The 18,851-nt window shown below is 64.6% G+C and carries 18 protein-coding genes; 7 read left to right on the top strand and 11 right to left on the bottom strand.

Annotation, left to right across the window (positions count from 1 at the left end; translation table 11 throughout):
* The first annotated feature begins 2 nt into the window (after nucleotides 1-2).
* Together AB0H22_RS00815 and AB0H22_RS00810 are read left to right on the top strand one after the other, a co-directional pair.
* Entirely contained in the window at nucleotides 3-677 is a 675-nt protein-coding gene (locus AB0H22_RS00815) for a helix-turn-helix domain-containing protein (protein WP_358144148.1), read from the top strand.
* Between the two features lie 53 nt (nucleotides 678-730).
* Nucleotides 731-1,621: a hypothetical protein gene (locus AB0H22_RS00810; RefSeq protein WP_358144145.1), complete on the top strand. Its 891-nt coding sequence runs from the start codon at nucleotides 731-733 to the stop codon at nucleotides 1,619-1,621.
* 2 nt (nucleotides 1,622-1,623) lie between these two features.
* Here the strand turns inward: AB0H22_RS00810 and AB0H22_RS00805 are convergent, their stop codons facing one another.
* The 4 genes from AB0H22_RS00805 to AB0H22_RS00790 all read right to left on the bottom strand — a co-directional run bounded on the left by AB0H22_RS00805 (nucleotide 1,624) and on the right by AB0H22_RS00790 (nucleotide 4,055).
* Entirely contained in the window at nucleotides 1,624-2,100 is a 477-nt protein-coding gene (locus AB0H22_RS00805; protein WP_180748275.1) for an SRPBCC family protein, read from the bottom strand.
* Between the two features lie 137 nt (nucleotides 2,101-2,237).
* Nucleotides 2,238-2,750, bottom strand: coding sequence for a nitroreductase/quinone reductase family protein (locus AB0H22_RS00800; protein WP_358144143.1), 513 nt, complete (start codon nucleotides 2,748-2,750; stop codon nucleotides 2,238-2,240).
* A complete protein-coding gene (locus AB0H22_RS00795) occupies nucleotides 2,747-3,025 on the bottom strand; it encodes a YciI family protein (RefSeq protein ID WP_180748273.1) in 279 nt (92 codons plus the stop codon). The genes AB0H22_RS00800 and AB0H22_RS00795 overlap by 4 nt, the downstream gene beginning before the upstream one ends.
* A 37-nt stretch (nucleotides 3,026-3,062) precedes the next feature.
* Complete coding sequence (locus AB0H22_RS00790; RefSeq protein ID WP_358145970.1) at nucleotides 3,063-4,055, bottom strand: iron-siderophore ABC transporter substrate-binding protein; 993 nt, start codon at nucleotides 4,053-4,055, stop codon at nucleotides 3,063-3,065.
* Between the two features lie 239 nt (nucleotides 4,056-4,294).
* On the opposite strand from AB0H22_RS00790, the gene ctaD reads away from it, so the two are divergent.
* Nucleotides 4,295-5,992, top strand: a complete 1,698-nt coding sequence (gene ctaD, locus AB0H22_RS00785) for a cytochrome c oxidase subunit I (protein WP_180748271.1) — start codon at nucleotides 4,295-4,297, stop codon at nucleotides 5,990-5,992.
* Nucleotides 5,993-6,009: 17 nt separating this feature from the next.
* Nucleotides 6,010-7,245 (top strand): phosphoserine phosphatase SerB, encoded by a 1,236-nt coding sequence (gene serB, locus AB0H22_RS00780; RefSeq protein WP_180748270.1) that lies wholly within the window; start codon nucleotides 6,010-6,012, stop codon nucleotides 7,243-7,245.
* 9 nt (nucleotides 7,246-7,254) lie between these two features.
* Here the strand turns inward: serB and AB0H22_RS00775 are convergent, their stop codons facing one another.
* Nucleotides 7,255-8,736, bottom strand: a complete 1,482-nt coding sequence (locus tag AB0H22_RS00775) for a PLP-dependent aminotransferase family protein (RefSeq protein ID WP_358144139.1) — start codon at nucleotides 8,734-8,736, stop codon at nucleotides 7,255-7,257.
* 62 nt (nucleotides 8,737-8,798) lie between these two features.
* On the opposite strand from AB0H22_RS00775, the gene AB0H22_RS00770 reads away from it, so the two are divergent.
* The 3 genes from AB0H22_RS00770 (at nucleotide 8,799) to AB0H22_RS00760 (ending at nucleotide 11,754) form a co-directional block, all read left to right on the top strand.
* Complete coding sequence (locus AB0H22_RS00770; protein WP_358144137.1) at nucleotides 8,799-9,485, top strand: hypothetical protein; 687 nt, start codon at nucleotides 8,799-8,801, stop codon at nucleotides 9,483-9,485.
* A 221-nt stretch (nucleotides 9,486-9,706) separates the two neighbouring features.
* Nucleotides 9,707-10,789, top strand: a complete 1,083-nt coding sequence (locus AB0H22_RS00765; RefSeq protein WP_358144134.1) for an LLM class flavin-dependent oxidoreductase — start codon at nucleotides 9,707-9,709, stop codon at nucleotides 10,787-10,789.
* A complete protein-coding gene (locus AB0H22_RS00760; RefSeq protein ID WP_358144132.1) occupies nucleotides 10,786-11,754 on the top strand; it encodes an SDR family NAD(P)-dependent oxidoreductase in 969 nt (322 codons plus the stop codon). The genes AB0H22_RS00765 and AB0H22_RS00760 overlap by 4 nt, the downstream gene beginning before the upstream one ends.
* On the opposite strand, the gene AB0H22_RS00755 is transcribed toward AB0H22_RS00760, so the two are convergent.
* Genes AB0H22_RS00755 through AB0H22_RS00730 form a run of 6 tightly spaced genes read right to left on the bottom strand, consistent with a single transcriptional unit; the run spans nucleotide 11,735 to nucleotide 18,796 of the window.
* Nucleotides 11,735-12,490 (bottom strand): alpha/beta fold hydrolase, encoded by a 756-nt coding sequence (locus AB0H22_RS00755; RefSeq protein ID WP_358144130.1) that lies wholly within the window; start codon nucleotides 12,488-12,490, stop codon nucleotides 11,735-11,737. The genes AB0H22_RS00760 and AB0H22_RS00755 overlap by 20 nt on opposite strands.
* Nucleotides 12,491-12,525: 35 nt before the next feature.
* Nucleotides 12,526-13,308: an alpha/beta fold hydrolase gene (locus tag AB0H22_RS00750; RefSeq protein WP_358144127.1), complete on the bottom strand. Its 783-nt coding sequence runs from the start codon at nucleotides 13,306-13,308 to the stop codon at nucleotides 12,526-12,528.
* Nucleotides 13,305-15,002, bottom strand: coding sequence for a non-ribosomal peptide synthetase (locus AB0H22_RS00745; protein ID WP_358144125.1), 1,698 nt, complete (start codon nucleotides 15,000-15,002; stop codon nucleotides 13,305-13,307). The genes AB0H22_RS00750 and AB0H22_RS00745 overlap by 4 nt, the downstream gene beginning before the upstream one ends.
* Entirely contained in the window at nucleotides 14,999-16,204 is a 1,206-nt protein-coding gene (locus AB0H22_RS00740) for a hypothetical protein (RefSeq protein ID WP_358144122.1), read from the bottom strand. Before AB0H22_RS00740 ends, AB0H22_RS00745 begins: the two co-directional genes overlap by 4 nt.
* Nucleotides 16,201-16,989, bottom strand: coding sequence for a hypothetical protein (locus AB0H22_RS00735; RefSeq protein ID WP_358144120.1), 789 nt, complete (start codon nucleotides 16,987-16,989; stop codon nucleotides 16,201-16,203). Before AB0H22_RS00735 ends, AB0H22_RS00740 begins: the two co-directional genes overlap by 4 nt.
* The gene (locus AB0H22_RS00730) at nucleotides 16,967-18,796 is read right to left on the bottom strand and encodes a non-ribosomal peptide synthetase (RefSeq protein WP_358144117.1); all 1,830 of its coding nucleotides are present in this window, start codon (nucleotides 18,794-18,796) and stop codon (nucleotides 16,967-16,969) included. The genes AB0H22_RS00735 and AB0H22_RS00730 overlap by 23 nt, the downstream gene beginning before the upstream one ends.
* Nucleotides 18,797-18,851 lie beyond the last annotated feature (55 nt).

Raw genomic sequence — 18,851 nt, 5'->3', positions numbered from 1 at the left:
GCGTGGGGACGTATGCGACGTGCCGTGGCGTCAGAACCGGCGCGACGCTCTGGCGCGCCACCGCGGACGGTCCGGAACACCATATTGTCCCCGATGGTGTGATGGACCTGATGTGGTTTCAGGGTCGGCTCGTCGTGGCCGGGCCCGACACTCGGATGTACAACGTCCAGGCCCACACGGATCAGGTGACCTGGGGACTGCAATTGGCACCCGGCCTCGCGTACGCCCTCTTTGGTGTGCCTGCAGACGAGCTCACTGACCGGCGCGTCGACCTGTCAGAACTCGTTACACCACAATCTGATTGGGTGCCAGAAGGTGATGTTGCCGCCTCACTTGAACGAGTTTTTCTCGATCTGTGGACGCGCGCGGAGCCGGATCACACCAGCCTGCGGATGGCGGCCTCGCTCGACCGGGCCGCTCGTGCGGGGTTGAGCGTGCGGTCGACCGCCAGGCAGCACAACCTGTCGGAGCGGTCGCTGCGCCGCCTGAGTAACCGGCTCTTCGGCTACGGACCCAAGACGCTCGTGCAGATTCACCGTTTCCACCATGCGCTTCATTTGGCGCGAGCCGGTGCACCGCTCGGCGAGGCCGCGGCCACGGCGGGTTTCGCCGATCAGGCGCACTTCAACCGCGAGACCAATCGACTGACCGGCACTACGCCGACCACGCTGCTCTGACGCTGGCCGATTCGTCCAAGACCAATACGGTCCGTCGATGGCAGGGTGACCTCGTGAGCATCAATCTGAACCGCGCACGAGAGTTCATGGCCGCCCATGCGCGCATCCTCGACGTGCGTCGCTTCGAGGCCATCACCACCGCTACCGATTCCGCCCGTGAGGCGACCGTGGACGCGCTTGCGGCGTACCGGAATCCGGATGGTGGTTATGGGTGGGGGCTAGAACCCGATCTGCGCGCACCGGAGAGTCAGCCGGCATGCGCCCAGCACGCGTTCGAAGCGCTCGCCGATGCCGGGCCGGTGAGGGCGCGGCATACGACAGTGCTTCTCGGCTGGCTGGACTCGGTGACGTTGCCCGATGGCGGGCTGCCCTTCGCACTTCCGGTCGCCGATCCGGCAGTCTGTGCACCCTTCTTCGCCCAGGCGAATCCGGAGGAATCTTCGTTGCAGATCACGGCGGCGGTGGCCACTCAGGCGTATCGCGCCGCGCGCTGGGACGCTGAGATCGTTCGGCACCCGTGGCTGTCCGCCGCGACGCGGTATTGCTTCGACGCGATCCGCCGGATCGACGAGGCGCCGTTCGCGTACGTCCTGTCCTTCGCGCTCCAGCTTCTGGACATCGCATCCGATACCCAGCCGGAGGCGCGTGAATTACTTTCTCGGCTAGGACGATTCGTCCCCCGTGATGGGTCGCTCCCTGTCCTTGGTGGGACCGAGGGGGAGAGGCTACATCTGCTCGACTATGCGCCCGAGCCCGGACGGCCCATTCGCGATCTGCTCGACTCTCACGCGATAACAGCGGATCTCGATCGGTTGGAGCATGCGCAGCACGACGACGGTGGTTGGGCGGTCGACTTCAGTAGCTACTCGGCGGCGGCAATGCTGGAATGGCGCGGCTACAAAACGGTTGGCGCGGTTGCGATCTTGCGCGCGAACGGTCGCTGAGGCTATTCGCAGGCAAGTTCACGGCGGGCCGATTCCGCGGCGAGGCCCTGCTGGAAACTCTTGATGAATCCCACCTGAGACTTCTTGAGCTGGCGTTCCAGCAGGCCGGGAAGCCGGATCTTCAGATCGAGGGAGACATCGGCGGTAAGCCGAGTCTGAGGGTCATCCGGGATGATGGTGAACTGGCTGACGTTGTGTCGCAGCGTTCTGCTCTCTATGAGGGTCAGCCGGCAGCCGTCCGGGAACCACTCGTACTCGGTGAGTGCGTCATCGGAGATCCCGAATGCGGAAGTTACGGTGCGCACCAACCGCGGCGAACCGTCTTGGAAAGACTCGACGACGGTCATGGAGCTGGCGATCTTTGGCCATGCGGGCAGTAGCGGGCGGAGCCAGCCATCGACCGACTCAACGTCTTTCAAGACCTCGAGGACGGTCTCGGGCCGGGCGGCGACGGTGATGTCGATGTGTTCTTGGATCACGTTCCATCCCTTCCGCGGATTGCCGGGAAGGTTAGCCGAGAAAACGCTCTTTTGCGAGCATTTAGCGCAAGATTCTCATAAAATACCAGTTCAAGACTGGTACAAGGGGTACGGGTACTAGCTGTTACGGATAGCTTTTAGGTGACGCGCTCGAGGGCGAACACCCTGATCTCGCGTCCGGTACGTCCCTTGTATGCCGTGTAGACCTCGAGCATTGCCTCGAAGCGGCGGTAGTAATCGTCGCGCTCGGGCCCTTGTGCGAGGGTCGCGACCACATCAATGGTCTGACCGGCCAATGTCACCTTGGCGTGTGGGTTGGCGAGCAGGTTGGTCGTCCACGCAGGGTGCTTCGCCTGGCCAAAATTGCTGCCTACCAAGGCGATTCGGTCACCGTCGTGCAGATAAAGTAGCGGCGAGACCCGAGGGTGGCCGGACTTGCGACCGGTCGTGGTGAGCAGCAGCGTCGACAAACCCAAGGGTCCCAGCACCGTGTAGCGGCTTCCGGAGCGTTCCATGACGGCTCGGTCCAGTGGTGTCAGCTTGCGGATGGTCCACGAACCCGCCTTGGTGGCGGCGAATTTGGCGGCAGCCCGAGACAGCACGCTGTCGGGATTGCCCCAGCGATTCTCGGGAAAGCCCTTGTCGCTCACGGTATCCCCGCTCCTTTGAAGCTGACGTTGAACCCGGTGCGCACATACTCGGCGACACCTGCCTGGGTGTACGGGTCGGCGGTGATCAAGGCGTCCGCCTCCTCCACGCTGATATCGCCGCTGATGAGTACGCCGCCGGTCGCGTGCTCGTTACGACCGGCCAGAATGAGGCGTCCCGCTTCAATCTCATCTGCAATCCAAGCAGCGTGATCCGGGCGGATCTGGTCGACGACGTCGAGCGGTTGGGTGTAGGTCAGGTTCAGCACGTGGTGCATGCGTGGAGCCTAACGGCTAGCGCAGCGACCCGGGAATCTAGTTGATGGGTGCGTTGACCCAGTGAAGGTCGTCCAGGATTCCGCGCGCCGCGACGATTCCGTCGCCGGTCTGCCACACCTCGTTGTTGACCGCGAACACCCGGTTATCGTGAGTGGCGCCGAGCGCCATCCAGGGCTTGGTACCGAAAATCCGGGCGGCGCGATCTTTTGCCGACGGCGTCGTGAAGGAGACATAGACGATGTCGCCCTCGACGGCCGAGAAGTCCTCGGTGCCGATCTCTATGAATGGGGTGTCGGTAAACCGTTGTGTCGCAGGACGATCCAACCCCACTGTGGCAAGCACCGAAGCCGGGAAGTTGTTGGCCCCGTACACCCGCACCGTCTGATCGGTGAACTGGACGATCGAGGCCTGGAAATGTGTGGCGTCGTTCTCACGGCCCACCTTCTTGGCGGCATCGACGAAACCCGCCCACAGCTTGTCCGTGTCCGCGGTTCGTCTGGTGGCCTTACCCACCAAGCGGACGTGCTCGGCCAGATCGTGTCCGGACACGATCACGGTGGGGGCGATGGCACTCAAGTCGAGATAGGAGTCCTGTTCGCCGGCCGAGCTCAGGATGAGATCGGGTTTGACAGCACCGATCTTGGCCAGGTCCGGAGCCGCCATCGGGCCGACCGACGGCAGGTTGTGGACCGTGGTGCCCAGGTACGACGGGGGAGCGGTAGTGCGGTCGGGCAGCGCCACTCCCACGATCCGGTCCTGCAGCCCTAGCGCGCACAGCGTGTCGATTGCACCGGCATCGAGGGTCACGATGCGTTTGGCGTCCTCGGGCACCTCGGTCTCGCCCTGGGCATGGCGCACCTCACGTGGTGCGTCCGGGTCGAGAGCCGCGGCATCCTTCGCGCAGGACTCGTCTGGCTTGCGTGCATTGCCCAGCACCCCCGCGCCCGCGATCTTCGTGGCGCTGGTGGCCAGCGTGCTCGGAGTCTCGTTGGTGGGCTTCTCGGTGCAGCCCGACACGGTCACCGCCATCAGTGCCGCCGTTATCGCGGCAGAGCCCCAGAACCTCGCTGTCTGCACCCGGTTGAACTTACCGCGCGGGGCTGCGAACACGCGGGTAGGACGCCGTGACCACGTCCGCACGGATCAGAAACGACCCAAGTACGACTCTCTGTAGGACCCGCTCCGCGATCGGGGGTGGCGCGGGCTAGGATTCACGGCAGACATGCAGTCACTGGAACGACTGCGCGCTACAAGGAATCGGAGGAGCCGTGACCGCCGAAGCACCCCCAATTGGTGGATTGCAGGCCAGCCGCCCGTTCCCGCCCCGTATGGGCGCCAAGGGCACTCTGATCTACCGGTTGATCACGACCACCGATCACAAGTTGATCGGCATCATGTACCTGGTCGCGTGCTTCGCGTTCTTCCTCATCGGTGGCTTGATGGCGCTGTTCATGCGCGCCGAGCTGGCGGTGCCAGGTCTGCAGTTCCTGTCGAACGAGCAGTTCAACCAGCTGTTCACCATGCACGGCACGGTGATGCTGCTGTTCTACGCAACGCCCATCGTGTTCGGCTTCGCGAATGTGGTGCTGCCGCTGCAGATCGGCGCCCCTGACGTCGCCTTCCCGCGTCTGAACGCCTTCTCCTTCTGGCTGTTCCTGTTCGGCGCCCTGATCGGTATCGCCGGTTTCATCACTCCCGGTGGCGCCGCCGACTTCGGCTGGACCGCCTACACCCCGCTGACCGATGCCATCCACTCACCGGGTGCCGGTGCGGATCTCTGGATCATGGGTCTGGCCGTCGGTGGTCTGGGCACCATTCTTGGTGCGGTCAACATGATCACCACATGCGTGTGTATGCGCGCCCCCGGTATGACCATGTTCCGGATGCCCATCTTCACCTGGAACATCCTGGTGACCAGCGTGCTGGTGCTGCTGGCCTTCCCCCTGCTGACCGCCGCCCTGTTCGGCCTCGCTGCTGACCGGCACCTCGGTGCGCACATCTTCGACCCCGCCAACGGTGGTGTTCTGTTGTGGCAGCACTTGTTCTGGTTCTTCGGACACCCCGAGGTGTACATCATCGCGCTGCCGTTCTTCGGCATCGTCTCGGAGATCTTCCCGGTGTTCAGTCGCAAGCCGATCTTCGGGTACACAACGCTGATCTACGCGACACTCGGTATCGCGGCGCTGTCCATCGCGGTGTGGGCGCACCACATGTACGCCACCGGCGCCGTGCTGCTGCCGTTCTTCTCCTTCATGACGTTCCTGATCGCGGTTCCGACCGGTATCAAGTTCTTCAACTGGATCGGCACGATGTGGAAGGGGCAGTTGACCTTCGAGACACCGATGCTGTTCTCGGTCGGCTTCCTGGTGACGTTCCTCTTCGGTGGCCTGACTGGCGTGCTGCTGGCTATGCCGCCGGTCGACTTCCACGTCACCGACTCGTACTTCGTGATCGCGCACTTCCACTACGTGCTCTTCGGCACCATCGTGTTCGCGACCTACGCCGGTATCTACTTCTGGTTCCCCAAGATGACGGGCCGTCTGCTCGACGAGCGTCTCGGCAAGTTCCACTTCTGGCTGACCTTCATCGGGTTCCACTCGACCTTCCTGGTGCAGCACTGGCTGGGGAACCAGGGCATGCCGCGTCGCTATGCCGACTACCTGCCTACCGACGGCTTCACCTTCCTGAACTCCTTCTCGACGGTGGGTGCCTTCATCCTGGGTGCCTCGACGTTGCCGTTCCTGTGGAACGTGTTCAAGAGCTACCGGTACGGCGAGGTCGTGACGGTCGACGATCCGTGGGGTTACGGCAACTCCCTGGAGTGGGCCACCAGCTGCCCGCCGCCGCGGCACAACTTCACCGAGCTGCCCCGAATTCGTTCGGAGCGTCCGGCATTCGAGCTGCACTACCCGCACATGTCTGAGCGCATGCGCGCCGAGGCGCACGTGGGTGGCGGCCACAAATAAGGCCGCGACTCCCTGTTGTGAAGGATCGCGTCACGGTTCTTGTCACCGTCACCGGAGCCGACAAACCCGGTGTCACCTCGGTACTCATGGGAGTGCTGTCCCGCCATAGTGTCGACCTCCTGAACGTCGAACAGGTCGTCATTCGTGGCAAGCTCACGCTCGGTGTACTCGTCAAAGCGCAGGGCCGTAGCGAGGCATTGGAAGCGTTGCAGGACGAGCTCGAAGAGGCCATGCACACCCTCGGGTTCGATGTTGACGTCGAATTCGGTGGGGACAGTTCGGTTATCAAGGATCCGTCAACCCACACCATCGTGGTGCTCGGGCGGCCGGTCACCGCGCGGGCTTTCGGGGCTGTCGCACGTGCACTGGCCGGTCTCGAGATCAATATCGATGTCATCCGGGGTATCGCCGACTACCCGGTGACAGGCCTGGAGCTGCGGGTGACCGTGCCTCAGGACCGGCTCACCGATGTCGATCTGCACACGGCGATGGCCCAGGTGGCCGTCGACGAGCCGGTGGACATCGCGGTGGAGCACAGCAGCCTGGATCGACGGGCCAAGCGGCTCATCGTCTTCGACGTTGACTCGACCCTGATCCAGGGTGAGGTCATCGAGATGCTGGCCGACAGGGCGGGTGCGCGCGAACAGGTCGCCGCCATCACCGAGGCCGCCATGCGCGGGGAACTGGACTTCGCCGAATCACTGCACCAGCGGGTGTCCACGCTCGCCGGACTGCCCGAGTCCGTGCTCGATGATGTCGCCGACGAATTGGTGCTCACCCCGGGTGCTCGCACCACCATCCGGACATTGCGCCGGCTGGGGTACTCGTGCGGTGTGGTGTCGGGCGGATTTCGGCAGGTGATCGAGCCCTTGGCCCATGAACTGGCCCTCGATTTCGTGGCAGCCAATGTGTTGGAAATCGTCGACGGGAAGCTCACCGGACGAGTGATCGGCGAGATCGTCGACCGCCCGGGAAAGGCCAAGGCGCTGCGGCAGTTCGCCTACGAGGCGGGCGTTCCGTTGGCTCAAACCGTGGCCGTCGGAGACGGGGCCAACGATATCGACATGCTGTCGGCGGCCGGGCTCGGTGTGGCGTTCAACGCCAAGCCGGCGCTACGGAAGGTCGCCGACGCCTCGGTAAGCCAGCCGTACCTGGACGTTGTGCTGTTCATCCTCGGCATCACCCGCGCCGAGATTGAGGCGGCAGACGCCGTCGATGGCGGTGTGCGCCGCGTCGACATCCCCGACGCCTGAGGTTCGTGCCTAGCCAACCATTGCCGAATCGGCAAGCGGTACAGCACCAGTCACGGTATGCCAGGCCTGTGCGAGCAGTTCCACTCCGCGCAGCAGCTGATCGTCCTGCTGGGTGAAGGGCACACGCACGAACCGCTCCAGTGAGCCGCCGACACCGAACCGCGGACCCGCCGCGATGCGCACCCCGAGCCGCGCGGCGGCGGCAGCCAACGCGGTGCTCATCGGCGCAGGCAGCCGGGCCCAGATGCATAGGCCGCCTTCGGCTTCCTGCAGCTCCCAGTCGGGGAGCCGACGGCGCAGCTCGGCCACCACCAGTGCACGGCGTGCACGCAGGGTCTCACGCTGCGTGGCCTCAACCTCGTCTGCACGCCCCAGCAGCTCGGCGGCGGCCAGCTGCTCGAGGATCGGTGTTCCGGTGTCCATGGCGGAGCGCACCGCTGCGAGCCTGGCAATGGTGGTGCGGTCGGCGCGGATCCAGCCGACGCGCATTCCGCCCCAGAACGACTTCGACATCGACCCGATGGTGACCACCAGATCGGGACGCGTCACCAGCGAGGCCATCGGCGCGGGCCCGGGGGCCTCATGCCAGGCGCCGACGAGCGACTCATCGACGACCGTGCGGGTGCGCGTCTGGGAAATTATGTCCGCCAAGGCCTTTCGTTGCGATAGCGGCATGGTGAGACCGGTGGGGTTGTGATTATCCAGCACCAGGTAGGCCAGGTTTGGCGCCGTCTGGCGGATGGTGGTTTCCATGCCGGTGATATCCCAACCCGACTCGTGCTCATGGGTGTGCATCGGCACCGGAACCGGGCGTCCACCACGCTGAGCGATCGCATCGAGTGCGCCGTGATAGCTCGGCTGCTCCACCAGAACGCGGTCGCCGGGCTCCACGAAGGCGCCAAGGAGTAGCGCGATGGCCTGCTGGGCGCCGCAGGTCACCATGATCTGGTCCTCGGTGGTGGGCAGTCCGCGTCGTGAGAAGTGCTCGGCGATGCGGGGGCGCAGCTCCGGTATCCCCACCAACTCGTGACCGATTCCCCGAAGGTGGGTGGGCAGCTTGGTCAGGGCCACCTGGTATGCATCAAGCACCGCGGCGGCCGGTGCGGCGGTGGCGGCGTTCTGCAGATCGATCATCGGGTTTACCAATCCCGTTGTGGCCGAAGGAGACCGGTCGGGCCCAGGCAGAGCGGTGGTGCTGCGCGCACCCTGGCGGCCGCGCAGGTATCCGCTCTCGCGCAATTCGGCATAGGCGGCGGTGACGGTGGTTCGGCTCACGTGGATGACGCTTGCCAGTGCTCGTTCGCTGGGTATCCGGGCACCAAGGGGCAGCCGGCCGTCGATGACAAGAAGCCTGATCGCGTCGGCCAATGCTCCGTAGGCGGGTCCCGCAGAGCCCGCGGTGCGCCATTGGCCGAGGTGACGGGCCAGGGTGTCGGCATGGATGAGCCGCTCGCGCGAAGACAATCCGGCAGTGACTACGCGATCAGACATAAATGCCAGTGTGGCTGAACTGGCTATTGAAAAACAAGCCAGTTGGCCGAGAAACTTGTCGGGTGACCGGGAAATGGATTGGTTGGAGTGCGCGTGGCACTGCGCTGCTGGTGGGTCTGTACCTCTACGGGTTTTCGATGGCCCTCATGGTGCGTGCCGGGCTCGGGTTGGATCCCTGGGACGTGTTCCATCAGGGCCTCTCGATGCGCACCGGGATGAGCATCGGGCTCGCCTCGGCGGTGACCGGCGTCGTCGTGCTCCTCGCGTGGATTCCGATGCGCAACAAGCCAGGTGTGGGAACGATTGCCAATATCGTGGTCATCGCCGTGGCTGTCGACTCCACACTGGCCTGGCTCCCGGCCCCGTCGGTGATGGCGGTGCGCGTGGCGTTCCTGGTCGGCGGCGTGGTGTTGAACGCGATCGCCACGGTGCTCTACGTGGGCGCTGGGCTTGGTCCGGGACCCCGGGATGGACTGACAACTGGACTGGTTCATCGGACCGGCCGGTCTGTGCGGCTGATCAGGACCACCATCGAGGTCATTGTGGTGGGGACGGGTTGGCTGCTCGGAGGGAACGTCGGGTTCGGCACAGTGCTTTACGCGCTGGGTATCGGACCCCTCATTCAGATGGTGCTGCGGTTGGTGCCGCGGAAGCTGTTGGCTGTCAGCGGTTGGGGCTCTGTGCTGAGTACACAACGCGACAACGCATCGTGCCCCGAGCCGTCGCTGCGCGGGCAGTCGGTCGGTTGATTCGTGTGGTCTGGTCTGGGGCCGTGTCAGGTGCTTGCTCGTGGCCCGGTCACCGACCTGACAGATCGACTGCCGCCCGCGTGTGAGGGATCTGCAACGCCGATAGCGTGCAGAGATCGGTCGGTAGATGTTAGCTACGCGCCGCTTGCGGCCGGCCGCCGACGACAGGGCCGTCGATTCGGGTGATCACACCAGAATTCTGGGCGAAAGGCTCTCGCAAGATGAAATTCGGCGTGCAAACTTTGCACCAAAACTCAGGCGGGGACCTCACCGACCACGATGCGATCGTGCGGGAGTTGACCCTTGCCGAAGAAGTGGAGTCGCTGGGTTTCGATTCCCTGTGGACTGTCGAGCATCACTTCACCTCGTACTCCATGTGTCCGGACCCCCTGCAATTCCTGGCATTCGCGGCTGCTCGCACACGGCACATCGAACTCGGCACGATGGCGCTTATCGTGCCGTGGCACAACCCGGCACGGCTCGCCGGCCAGATCACCTTCCTGGACAATCTCAGTAACGGCAGGCTGATTGTCGGGCTGGGCCGCGGGCTTGGCCGCGATGAGTTCGAGGGCCTCGGAGTGTCTATGGACGAATCCCGGGCCAGATTCCGCGAGGGAGTCGACATTCTCGTCAAGGGCCTCAAAGGTGACAGCCTCCAGTACTCGGGCACGGTTTTCGAGCAGGCACACCGGACCATTCGCCCCGCGGCAGCGGCCTCGTTCCACAACCGTATTTACGCGGCCGCGGTGTCTCCACCCTCCATCCAGACCGTCGCTGAACTGGGTGTGGGCCTATTGGTAGGACCGCAAAAGGCTTGGAGCGCACTGGCGGCGGATGTGCAGCATTATGCGTCGACCTTCGCCGCCTTGCATTCCCGGCCGGCACCGGCCCGGGTGGTTTCGTGCCAGGTGGTCTGCCACCGCAGCGCAGAGATCGCGCGCAGCCTGCGTGACCGCTACATGGATAACTACTTCGAAACCCTGATGGCGCACTACGAGATGACGGGTGAGCATTTCCGCGGCACCTCGGGTTACGAGCACTATTCGCAGGTGGCGGAGAAACTCGGCACCCGCAGCTCAGCCAGCGCCGCGCGGGGATTATCGGCAGTACAGATCAGCGGTGACCCCCACGAATGCATCGATCAAGTGGCCGAACTCACGGAGCTCACGGGGGCCGACCACTTCGTCGGGAACTTCTCGTTCGGCGGTATGGACCTGGCCACTGCACAATCGAGCATGCGCCTTTTCGCCGAACAGGTCATCCCCGCCCTGCAGCCCGCCCACCGCCGAAAGGCAATCAGTTGACGTTCCTGCCCGCGAAGCTGCGCGAACAGGTTCTCGCAGCCGCACATCAGGCCATGGTGGCCGGATACAACGGCCGCGGAAAGTCCACCCCGCAGCAGGTTCGGGCCGCCGTTCAGGACAAGACGATTCTCATCACCGGCGCCTCTCATGGGATAGGGCGCAGCGCTGGCCTGAGCCTCGCCCGGGCGGGAGCGCGGGTGGTTTTGTTGGCGCGGTCCGCGGAACAACTCGAGGAGGCTGCTGCCGAGATCACAGATCTGGGCGGTACCGCTTCTTGGGTGACTCTCGATCTCGCAGATTCCGGCCAGATCGACGAGACGGTCGCGGCGATCATCGCCGAGCACGGCCCAATCGACTTCCTCGTCAACAATGCGGGTAAGTCGATCAGGCGGTCAGTGCATCTGTCCTTCAACAGGTTCCACGACTACCAGCGGACTGCGGACACCAATTACCTCGGCCCCGTTCAACTCTCCCTCGGCGTGTTGCAGTCCATGTGCGCCCGGGGATCGGGGCACATCGTCAACGTTGGGACGCTCGCCCTCAAGATGCCCGCAGCGCCGCGATGGTCGGCGTACTACGCGTCAAAACGCGCGTTCGAGGCGTGGGCCAGGTCCGTGGCCCCGGAGGTCCGCGCCGACGGCGTCACGATGACGATGGTCTACATGGGGATGGTCCATACCCGAATGAGTGCGCCCACACCGGCATACGACAGTTTCCCATGTATGACTCCCGAGCAGGCGGCGCGGCTCATCGAGGACGCGATCGTCTTCCGGGCCCCGTCTGTCCAGCCCTGGTGGGCGCCCACCGCCGCGGTCGTGTCGGAGGTGTTTCAACGCCCCATCGAAGCTCTCTATGCGCGCCAGTTCCCGCACGGTGACGATACCGAAAGCGCCAAGGCGTCGGCGTTAACTGTCTCTGCGGCAACGGCTCTCGATTCACCCCAGGTCATCGTCGCGCCTCGGTAGGCGGGCTTGCCTTCGGCCCCGTCGCGGCTCCTGTGGGTGGCAGTGCAGAGAGCAGGCTGGTGATGACATTTTGGGAATGAGTGCGGAGATTGAAGTGACCGCCGGGCAGCGTGACGATATTCGAGCCGGCACGGGTTTCTTGCGCCCAGTCGCTGAGATGACCTGGCTGGACCTCCGTGTCGTCTGTGCCTATGAGAACCGAGACCGGGCAAGGAAGCGCCGCGGGGCCTCGGTACCGGTAGCTTTCGGCGATCGCCATATCCGCGCGTAAGCAGGACAGGTACGGCTTCATGAATGCTGCGCTGTTCAGGATTTCCTCGTCGGTTCCGCCCAGGTTCCGCAGGTACTCGATCAGCTGATCATCGGTCCGGGTGCTGAACAGCTCGTACACCTGCGGCCACTGCGGAGCCTGCTGCGCGCCCACGACGAGATGATGCAGATTGTCCTCGAGTTCTGGTGGTAGCAACGCCGCCACTTCGTACATGAGCAGCGCGCCTAGGCTATGGCCGTAAAGCACGAATGGCCGTTCCATGAAACTGCTTGCAGCCGAGATGATTTGGTTGGCAACTTCTGTCACAGAGCTGGGGATCGGTTCGGAAATGCGCCGTTCCCGCCCCGGTAGCGCGATCGGTACGACAGCGGCCTTGCCTGCGAATGCGGCGGGCCAGCGGGCGAACTCCAATGGCCCGCCGCCGGCGCCCGCCAGGCAGAACAGCACCGGCAACCCGGCAGGCACGCTCAGTCCTCGGGGAAACCATGCGGAGTGGCCACTCATATCAGTGCGTGCCCGACGAGATGGGCGAGGAATTGTTGGCGATGATCCCGCAGAAAGAAATGGCCGCCGGGAAGCACGTGACAGTCGAACAGGGCAGAGGTGTATTCGCCCCACGCCGACAGCGTCTCGCGTGTGGTCTCGAAATCAGACGCTCCGCCATAGGCGATGATCGGGCACTCGATAACGGGATCGTCGGCGATCTCGTAGAGTTCCCGAATCCGGTACGACGCGCGCAGGTCGGTAAGCAGCCAATCCCTGAAGGTGTCACTGGCGAGCAGTTCCTCGGGTGTCCCGCCGAGCTCGCGAATCCACGCGAGGAGTTCGTCATCGGTGCGGTCAGCCAGCGCGCTCTTGCGCCCCGGCAGATGCGGGGCCGATATCCCCGATACCACCAGCCGTACGATGGGCCACCCACCCTGGCCCAGCCGCCGGGCCAGTTCGTAGGTCACCAATGCCCCAAAACTGTGACCGAACAACACTATTGGCGCATCGTCCGGCACATGCTCACCGATAGCCACCTGGATGTCGTCGACGAGTGCCAGCAGCCCGGTAGTCAAGGGCTCCCGTCCGCGCCGCTCCCGCCCGGGCAGCTGAATCGGCCAGATCTCGACGTCAGCGGGCAACAGCTGTCCCCACGGAATGAACTCCGAGGGACCGGCGCCCGCGCCGGACAAGCACAGCACCCGCAAGCGTGGGTTCTCTCGCCGAGTCACGTAGTTGAACCACGTCCCGTACTGTGCCCGGGACTGTCTGTCCGGGCGCACCGCCGGCCGGCTCATAGGGCCGGTACCGCGGCGAGGTCTGACACCAGCTCGGCGAGCTCGGCGACGGTGGGCGCCTCGAAGATATCGACGGGCACGATCGACACCCCGAATCGATCCTTGATCTGTGACATTAACCGGGCGACCTTCAGCGAGGTCATTCCGAGCATGAAGATGTCATCGGACGGGAAGATATCCGCGCTTTCCAGAAGCACGCGCAGCATCGACATCAGCGCCTCTTCGGTTACTGACGCGGGCCGCGGCTGCCGTTCCGGGAGGGATTCGAGTACCTGTGCAGGGTCGGGCAGCGCCGCCACGTCGACTTTCCCCCAGGCGGTCAACGGCAATGCCGCCAGCTGGATGTACATCGTCGGCACCATGTGCAGCGGCAGCAGCTCCTCAAGCCAATTGGTCACCTCGTGCCGGTCGAACGGATGACTTTCGGTGGGGGTGTAGTAGCCGACCAGACGATCGCCGTCACGGCGGACCACGCAGTCCCCGATGGACGGGTGGCGCAGCAACACGGCCCGCACCTCGCCGAGCTCGACGCGATGTCCACCGAGCTTGACCTGGTCGTCTTCGCGCCCGCTGAACGACAACATGCCGTCCGCGGCCAGGCGGACATGATCGCCGGTGCGGAACACCCTGCCGTCTCCGGTGTCGAGAAAGCGTTCGGCGGTCAGTCCGGCATCCAGATAGCCGATGGCCACGGCGCGCCCACCGAGGTAGAGCTCGCCGGTCTCGCCGGGACTGACGGGATGCCCGGCCTCGTCGAGCACGTGCAGCACAGTGCCGTCAATGGCCGTACCGATCGGAAGGGGGGAGCCGGGCACCAGCTGGCTGGGCTGGATCTCGGCGTAGGTGCTCCAGATGGTGCCCTCGGTGACCCCGTACCCGTTGAGGAGGCGACGCCCCGGTGCCCACTGCTGCGCCACGTCGTAGGTGAGCGCTTCGCCGGCGCTCAACACCAGACGTACGTGGCCAAGACCGGTGGTATCCAGGGCGCGCAGTGACGACGGGGTAGCGATGAGCACGGTCGCACCGGAGCGTTCCAGGTGCTCTTGCAGCGGTGGCCCGGGGTATCGGTCATCGGGATGCGTGATGTGCAGCGCGGCGCCCACGGTGAGTGCCGCGGTCAGCTCGGACAGGGCCGCATCGACCGACCATGGCGCGATCTGGGCTACCCGGTCGGCCGGGGTAATCCCGAAGGCTCGGTGCTGCGCCGTGGCCACCGCGGTCAGTGCATCCTGGCTGCAGATAACACCTTTGGGATTGCCGGTGCTCCCCGAGGTGTAGATGATGTACGCCGCGCCAGCAGCACAGGCACGGCCTGGCGTGGGCCGCAGGCTCACCGATGCCGTCTCGCCGGGGTCGCCGTCGATCACCAGCCGGGCACCCGAGTCGGCGATCAATTGTTCCTGGCGTGCGGCCGGCTGTGTGGGGTCGAGCGGTAGCGTCACGGCCCCGCCGTGCCATACGGCGAGCAGGGCCGCGATCAGTTCGCTGCCGGGATGCGGCCGCACCGCTACCACTTCGCCGGGAACTATGTCGAGTGCTCTCAAGTCGGCCACTATCCGGTCGCGCGCCCCGATGAGATCGCCATAGCTGGTTGCGCCCCGCGTATCGGTCACCGCGATCGCCCCGGGGTTCCGGGTGGCGGCTTGGGCGACCAGGTCGCCGACGGAGCGAATTCCATTGTGTGTCACGGTCATGCGTGCGTTGTCCTTCCACTCGAGTGGTCATCGGTCGAAATCCGCACCGGCACCGAGACCGGGCACGGCAGGTTGACGTTGTTGTTCCAAGTGCAGGCGGACTGGGTCTGCTCCAGGTGCCGTGACCCGTCGAAGAGTGCCTTGAGCACGATCTGGCTTTCGAGCCGTGCCAGGGGAGCGCCCGGGCAGAAGTGCTTGCCGTGGCCGAACACGAGGTGTGCGCTATCGGGCACCGGCACGCTGTCGTGCCAGTTGGCCGCTGCCAGCAGAACCAGCACCGATTGGCCCGCGCGTAGCTGCTGGCCGCCAAGTTCCAGGTCTTCCAGGACAGTGCGCCCGACGAACCGCGACGGCGAGATACGCACCAGCAGTTTCTCCACCTCGTCGTCGCTCAGCCGTCCGCCGGCGTGCTGCGCTATCACGGTGGCCAGGAAACCGGTGGTGGTTTGATGCCCCGCCGATATCAGCATCATGAGATTGCTGGCGATGGTCAGCCTGTCGTCCACCCCGACGGCCAGTGCCGCGCGGACGAAACGAGCCGTGCCGTCCGTCTCGATGGTTGTGTCATCGTGCCCGCGCTCGTCCACGAGCCTGTGGCAGTACGTGAGGAAATCCGCCACTAGCTGGTAGGTGGCCGGGTCGATAGTGGGTTCGAATCCGGTGACCACTGTCGTGTAGGCGTCCGACCATGCCGGCAGTGCGGGAAGCTGTGCGATGGGCAGATTCAGGAGCTGTCCCACCACGTCAAGAGGCAGCGGTCTGGCCAACATCGCCAACATATCGGCCTCGCCCTCGCCGTGCGCGTCGAGCAGCTGTGTCGTGCGAAGCCGAATCCAGTCTCCCATCTCATCGATGTACTTTTTCGCCAGCGTTTTCCGCAGGATCGATTGCCACCGTGCGTGTTCGGGGCCATCGAGGAAGAGGGCCTGCCGGGAGATCGCATCGTGCACGGTGGCCGAGAGTTTGTCGGCGGCGCTGTCGGTGCTGTGATCGAACCGGGTGGCGCTGAACCGCCCGTCGGTGAGCACCGTGAGCGCTTCCGCCCGCCGGGATACCAGCCATACCGACGCGAACGGATCCCAGCGAACGGGGTGATCCCGGGACAGTTCGGTGAACAGCTCCTCGGGTGTCCGGCGGCGAGAGCGCGAACTGAGTGAATAGATGCTGAGCGAGCGATCAAAGGTCTTGGCGTCCTGTGTCATTGGGCCACCTGAGGAATTCCGGCTAGCGCCGTAATCGGAGGGCCGTCAGGTGCCCGGAGTACATCGATTTCCCAGCGATAGTCCGGTGCCTGAAGGCCGGAAACCATGTCGCGCAGCTCTTCCGGGCTGTAGGTGCGCAGGTCCGAGACAACGGCGTCCCACGTCAGCAGCAGCGGCAGTACGGGCAGCGGGAAGCACGACAGCAGGGTGGTGAGCCGTGGTGGGCGGGCACGTAGCACGGAGCGGTACACCCGCGGTGCCGCGTTCAGCACGCTGTCGGTGATGGCGGCCGCAGACCGTGCGGTGAACTCGAAGACCCCAATCCCCGCGCGGGAGTGGAAGGCGTCGGCCAGCACCTGGCGTGCGACGGCCGGAGGAAAATGATGGAAGCCGGTGAACAGGGTGCGTACGCCACGTAGCCCGGCGTGCACCGCGGTGGCGTCGACCGAATCCCGTTGGTAGTCAGCACTTGTGCCGAGGATCGTCACGGTTTCTTCCAGTGCGGCCCGATTTGGGTACTTGTCGGTGAGGGTTAGATGAACCGGGCCCGCGAGCTGTTCCACTGCCGGGAGCAGGCTGGCCCAGGGACCGCCGGCCCCCGAACACAGGTCGACTATCTGGCGGCTTCCCTGCGCGGCAAGGAGTTTGGCGATAATCGGCCCTACGGGTGCGTAGATTCCCTGTCCTAGAGTCAAACAGTCGCGCAGGACCGTGGTCATGGCATCCCGCAGCGGGGCGGGTAGCCAGGACTGGTCCTCGAACTCAAACAAGTGCGCTCTGGTCATCTGCATCGGCCTCCTCGCGGTTCTCGCTGTTGGCTTGGCCGGTGGCGGTCAGCTGGGTATGGATCTGCAGGGCCGTCACGGCGCCGAAGAGCGCCGGCAGTTCCACTGTGAATCCGGCGGCGGCCAGGTGTCCCAGCAGGCGCACGGCCAGCAGTGAGTTGCCGCCCTGGTCGAGGAAACTGCTACTGGGATCGAGTGGGGAGCCGAGCACAGCGGTCCAGGCCGATCGCAACGCGCGGCCGGCGGGATCGTCCGGAATGGGTTGCCCGGCCGACTGCGGCACGTCCTGCGATGAGCTCAGGCGTGCGATGTCGATCTTGCCGTTGACGGTGCGGGGGAAGGCAGTAAGCAGTGTGATTACCGCGGGCACCATGTATGCCGGAAGCAACGTTGTGACATGGCGGCGTAGGCCATGGATATCCACGTATCTTTCCGGCTGCGGCACCACGAACGCCTCGAGCTGCGCGGTCACCGGATCACCGGGAATGCGTTCGGACACCCGGACGACCGCGGCGGCGACATCCGGGTGGCGCAGCAGAGCGATCCGCACCTCGTCGAGTTCGACCCGGTGCCCTCGCAACTGAACCTGCGAATCGGAACGCCCGAGGTATTCGATCTCGCCATCGGGCAACTCCCGTCCGCGATCCCCGGAGAGATACCAGCGGTCACCGCCTGCAGGATCGGTGACGAACTTGCGCCGGGTGACGTCGGGGAGATTGAGATAGCCGCGGGCGACACCGACGCCGCTTACGGCGATCTCGCCGATCGTCCCGGGCGGCACGGGGCGACTGTCGGGGCCGAAGATCGCCAGGCGCCAGCCAGGTAGCGCTGTACCTACCGAGCGGGAGCGAGTCCGGATGTACGGCTCGTCGATTTCTTTCCAGGTCGAATGGACCGTGGTTTCGGTGATGCCATACATGTTCACCAACCGGGTGGAGCGCAAGGGATTTCGCGTGATCCAGGTTTCGAGGATGGCTGGCTGCAATGCCTCGCCGAGAAACATGACGAGTCGCAGGCCCAATCGCCCAGATGCCTCTGCGTCCGCGGCGATGAGTGATGCGAAGGCTGTTGGGGTCTGGTTGAGCACGGTGACCGACTCGGCGGCCAAGATTGCATGCAGTGCCTTCGGGTCACGCCGGGTCCAGTAAGGGAGCACCACCAGCCGCGCGCCGGTCGTCAGCGCGCCCCAGATTTCCCAGACGGCGACATCGAACCCGATCGAGTGGAACCACGCCCATACGTCAGCGCCGGTGAACCCGAGACCTGACCGGGTTCCATCCAGTAGGCCGAGCACGTTCCTGTGGGTGACGGCCACGCCCTTCGGCTGGCCCGTCGATCCGGATGTGTAGATCACGTACGCATCGGTATTCGGTGTTGCGGCGCTCGGCACCGGCCCCGACGGCGTAGCTTTGCTACTTCGCTCCATTAGTTCGCTGACCGAGATGGTCGCGAAGGGAATATCGCTTGCCGATGCTGTGGTAATCACCACCGCTGGATTGGAATCAGCAAATATTGATTTTGCGCGAGCCAAGGGCTGTGTCGTATCGACGGGAACATAACATGCCCCAAGGCGCAATATCGCGAGAAGGATCGGCAATGTGTCAAGTCCGTGTGGCATGTGAATGCCGATTCGCGACTTCACCTGGATATTTAGGGTATCCCGGAGTGCTGCGGCGACTTGGTCGGCCTGCCGATCGAGTTCGTGGTACAGCAATGACGTGGCACCTTCGGTCGCGGCGACGGCCTTGGGATAGTCCTCGGCGGTGCGCCGTACCAATTCGTCGAGAGTGTTCGCCGCAAATTGCATACGCTCGATGCCCGTCCTCGCCGCAGGATGTCGCGAAGTTCGTTGCCTGACATCG

It is taken from the genome of Mycobacterium sp. NPDC050853, assembly GCF_040653875.1.
In the GTDB taxonomy this organism is placed as follows: domain Bacteria; phylum Actinomycetota; class Actinomycetes; order Mycobacteriales; family Mycobacteriaceae; genus Mycobacterium.
The sequence above is the reverse complement of the archived record's forward strand: the minus strand, read 5'-3'. Positions and strand labels throughout refer to the sequence as shown.